The organism is Streptomyces sp. NPDC048269 (assembly GCF_040652395.1).
GTDB lineage: Bacteria > Actinomycetota > Actinomycetes > Streptomycetales > Streptomycetaceae > Streptomyces.
Genome location: NZ_JBEZLW010000104.1, coordinates 1 through 4,958 on the forward strand (window position 1 = coordinate 1; position 4,958 = coordinate 4,958).

General features: G+C 74.2%; 1 protein-coding gene. It reads right to left on the bottom strand.

All coding sequences use genetic code 11. The features are described 5' to 3' along the window. On the bottom strand, positions 1 to 4,958 hold a 4,958-nt coding region (locus AB0D48_RS37100; protein WP_362407681.1), incomplete at both ends, for a type I polyketide synthase.

Here is a 4,958-nt window from a genome sequence, read left to right on the forward strand (position 1 = left end):
TTCGACGCACCGTCCTGGTTCAGCGCCGAGCCCCGCACCGTCGCCAGTACCGGGTGCCCGTTGCGCCGCGCGTCGGAGAGCCGCTCCAGGAGCAGGACGCCCGCACCCTCGCCCCAGGCCACACCGTCGGCCGAGGCGGCGAAGGACTTGGACCGGCCGTCGGGGGCGAGCCCGCGCTGCCGGCTGAACTCGACGAACATGCCCGGGGTGCCCATGACGGCGACTCCGCCGGCCAGGGCGAGGGAGCACTCCCCCGACCTCAGCGCCTGCGCTGCCATGTGCAGGGCGACCAGCGAGGACGAGCACGCCGTGTCGACGGTCACCGAGGGGCCTTCGAGACCGAGCGTGTAGGACGTACGGCCGGAGACGAGGCTGCCGCCGCTGCTGGCCGCGGCCTCCACGCCCAGGGCGTAGTCGTGGTACATCACACCGGCGAACACACCGGTCGCACTGCCCTTGAGGACCGCCGGGTCGATTCCGGCCCGCTCGATCGCCTCCCAGGACACCTCCAGCAGCAGCCGCTGCTGCGGGTCCATCATCAGGGCCTCGTTCGGGCTGATCCCGAAGAACACCGGGTCGAACTCTGCCGCGTCGTAGAGGAAGCCGCCTTCACGGGCGTACGTCCTGCCGGGCGTGCCCGGCTCCGGGTCGTAGACCTCCGGATCCCAGCCGCGGTCCTCCGGGAACCCGCCGATGGCGTCCACACCGCCGGCGACGAGGTCCCACAGCTCGTCCGGCGTGGTCACCCCGCCCGGGTACCGGCAGCCCATCCCCACGATCACGATCGGGTCGTCCACGTCCGCTCCGCCGGAGGCGGCGGGCAGGGCGCGGGCGGGGACTGGTGCGGCGTGGCCGCGGCCGGCCACTTCGGCGCCGATGTGGGCGGCGACGGACTGCGCGGTGGGGTAGTCGAAGATCAGCGTGGCGGGCAGCCGCAGTCCGGTCGCCGCACCGAGCCGGTTGCGCAGCTCCACCGCCGCGAGCGAGTCGAAGCCGAGCTCGCTGAACGCCCGCTCGGGCTCGATCGCGTCCGGCGAGGCGTGGCCGAGGACACCGGCGACCTGGCCGCGTACGAGGTCCAGGAGCGCCGCGGCCCGCCCGTCGGCGTCCAGTGCGGCCAGCCGGGCGAGGAGCCCGTCGCCGCCGGCCGCGGACTGTGCGGCCCGGCGCGCCGGGACGCGTACGAGGCCACGGAGCAGGGCGGGGAGTTCTTCGGCCCGGCCGCGCAGGACGTTGGTGTCGATCCGCAGGGGGACGAGGGCGGGCCGCCCCGAGCGGAGGGAGAGGCTGAACAGGGCCAGGCCCTCGGCCTGGGAGAGTGCGGGCAGGCCCTGGGCCGCCATGCGTTCCTCGGCCAGGGCCAGCCTGGTGGTCATGCCGGTGTTGACGCCCCAGAGGCCGAAGGCCATCGCGGTGGCCGCCAGGCCCTGCGCGCGGCGGTGAGCGGCGAGCGCGTCGAGGAAGACGTTGGCCGCCGCGTAGTTGCCCTGACCGGCCGCCAGGACCAGACCGCCGGCGGACGAGAACATCACGAACGCCGACAGGTCCAGGTCCTCGGTCAGCTCGTGCAGGTGCCAGGCCGCGTCCGCCTTCGGGCGCAGGACGGCGTCCATACGCTCGGCGGTCAGAGCGCCGACCACACCGTTGTCCGCCACACCGGCGACGTGCACCACACCCGACAGCGGGTACGCCGGATCCACCCCGTCCAGAACCGCCGCGAGCGCGTCTCGGTCCGCCACGTCGCACGCGGCGACGGAGACCGAGGCACCCGATTCGGTGAGGTCCGCGAGCAGGTCGTCGACACCGGGCGCGTCCGCGCCCCGCCTGCCCAGGAGCAGCAGGTGACGCACCCCGTGCTCGGCCACCAGGTGGCGGGCCACCAGGGCCCCCAGACCGCCCGTACCGCCCGTGATCACGACGGTCCCGGCCGCGTCCCACCGGGGCTCCGGCCCCTCGTCCACCGGTACCCGGGCCAGCCGTGGCACCGACACCTCACCGGCGCGTACGGCCGCCTCCGGCTCGCCCAGGGCCAGTACCCGGCCCAGGTCCACCGAGCCGTCGGTGTCCACCAGCACGAACCTGCCGGGGTTCTCGGCCTGCGCCGACCGCATCAGCCCCCACACCGGAGCCTGCCGCACGTCGACGGCCTCCCCGTCCACGACGGCCACCGCACCCCGCGTGACCACGGCCAGCACCGCGCCCTCGGGACGCTCCTCGGCCAGCCACTCCTGGACCGCCGCCAGGGTGCGGTTCGCCAGGCCGTGCACGGCAGCCGGGACGTCCACGTCCGTCACGTCGCACTCGAGGAGGACGGTGCCCTCCGGCAGGCTCTGCGGGGCGGCCGCGGCCGGCAGGGACAGCGGGTTCCAGGCGATGTGGAACAGGGAATCCGTCCCGCCCGCGCCGAGCTGCTCCGTGGAGACGGGCCGTCCGACGACCGCGCCGACCGTGGCGACGGGAGCTCCGGTGGCGTCGGCCACCTGCAACGAGAGGCTTTCCGGGGTGGGCTGGGTGATCCTCACCCGTACGACGGAAGCTCCCGCCGCGTGCAGGGTGATGTCCTTCCAGACGAAGGGCAGTACGGTCTCGTCGCCGCCGGTGCCGTTCACCAGCGCCGCGTGCATGGCGGCGTCCAGGAGGGCCGGGTGGAGTCCGAACTCCGCAGCCTCGGCGTGCGACTGCTCCGGCAGGGCGACCTCGGCGTAGAGCACGTCGTCGAGCCGCCAGGCCGCCTTGAGGCCCTGGAACGCCGGCCCGTAGCCGAAGCCACGCTCGCGCAGGCCCTCGTACGCGCCGTCCAGGGGCAGTTCGTCCGCCCCCGCGGGCGGCCAGGCCGCCAGGTCGAAGCCGGGGGCTTCGGCGCCCGCCGCGAGCACGCCGTCGGCGTGCAGGGTCCACGGCAGGTCGGGCCGGTCCTCGGCACGCGAGTAGACGCTCACCGACCGCCGCCCGGAGGCGTCGGCCGCTCCGACGACCATCTGTACGGTCACCGCGCCGCGCTCGGGGAGGATCAGCGGCGCCTGCAGCGCCAGTTCCTCCAGTACGTCGCAGCCCACCTGGTCGCCGGCCCGCACCGCCAGCTCCACGAAACCGGTACCGGGCAGCAGGACGCTGCCCAGGACCTCGTGGTCGGCGATCCAGGCGTGGGTGCTCGCGGACAGCCGGCCGGTGAACGTGACCAGGTCCGTGTCGGGGGAGGGCAGGACCGCGCCGAGCAGCGGGTGCCCGGCATCGGTCAGGCCGGCGGTCGCCATGCTGCCGCCGCCGGAGCCGATCCACGAGTTGGCGAGGTACTCCTCGGTGCCGATCCAGTAGCGGGTGCGCTGGAAGGCGTAGGTGGGCAGGTCGACGCGGCGGGCGCCGGTGCCGGCGCAGAACGCCTCCCAGTCGACGGAGACTCCGTGGACGTGGAGCTGCGCCACGGCGGCGACCAGGGCCTCCGGCTCGGGGCGGTTCTTGCGCACGGCTGCGACGAGCACGGCGTCGTCGTCCAGGCTCTGCGTGGCGAGACCGGTGAGGATGCCGTCCGGGCCGATCTCCAGGAACCGGGTCGCGCCCCGCTGCTCCAGCGTCCGGACCGCGTCGGCGAAGCGGACGGCCTCGCGGACCTGCCCGACCCAGTACTCGGGCGACCGCCACGCCTCGCACGGTTCTCCCGTCACCGTGGAAACGGCCTGCACGCGGGGAGCGTGGAAGGTCAGGGTTTCCGCGACGGTGCGGAACTCCTCCAGCATCGGATCCATCAGCGCCGAGTGGAAGGCATGCGACACCGACAGCCGGCTGGTCTTACGACCGGCCGCGGTGAAGTGCTCGCCCACGGCCAGGACCGCGGCCTCGGTACCCGAGACCACCACCGAGTGCGGACCGTTGACCGCCGCGACACCGACCCCGTCGGTGAGCAGCGGCAGTACCTCTTCCTCGGTCCCCTGGACGGCCAGCATCGCTCCACCGGCGGGCAGCGCCTGCATCAGACGCCCACGGGCCACCACGAGCCGGGCCGCGTCCGCCAGGGAAAACACCCCGGCGACATGCGCGGCGGCCAGCTCACCGATCGAGTGCCCGGCCACGAGGTCGGGCTTCACACCCCAGGCCTCGACCAGCCGGAACAGCGCCACCTCGAAGGCGAAGAGCGCCGGCTGCGTGACCGCGGTCGCGTTCAGAGCGTCCGCGTCCCCACCCCACACCACCTCTCGCAACGACCGGCCCAGCAGCGGGTCGATCTCCGCGCACACGGCGTCGAAGGCTTCCACGAACTTCGGGAACGCGGCGTACAACTCCCGCCCCATCCCCAGCCGCTGCGCCCCCTGCCCCGTGAACAGGAACGCCGTCCGGCCCCCGGGCTGCGTCTGTCCCGTCACCACCGCGGGGTGGGCCTCGCCCGCCGCGAGGGCGGCGAGCCCGCTCTGGCGGTCACCCATCACGACCGCCCGGTGCTCCATCGTGCTGCGCGCCGCGGCCAGGGTGTACCCGATGTCCTCGGGGCCGTACGCGTCCACCACCGCGAGCAGCCGCTCGGCCTGGCCGGCCAGCGCCTGCGCCGACTTCGCCGACACCACCCACGGCACGACGGGCGGTTCGGCCCCGGCCACCGTCTCGGCGGGCCGCGGGGCCGGTACCTCTTCGACGATCACGTGCGCGTTGGTCCCGCTGATGCCGAACGAAGAGATGCCCGCCCGCCGCAATCGACCGTCGGCCTGCCATTCCCGTGCCTCGGTGAGCAGTTCCACCTCACCCGCCGACCAGTCGATCTGGTCCGAGCGCTCCTCGGCGTGCAGGGTCGGCGGCAGCACGCCGTGCCGCATCGCCATGACCATCTTGATGATGCCCGCGACGCCCGCTGCGGCCTGCGTGTGGCCCATGTTCGACTTGATGGAGCCGAGGTACAGCGGCTGTCCGTCGGGGCGGTCCTGCCCGTACGTGGCCAGCAGCGCCTGGGCCTCGATCGGGTCGCCCAGGGT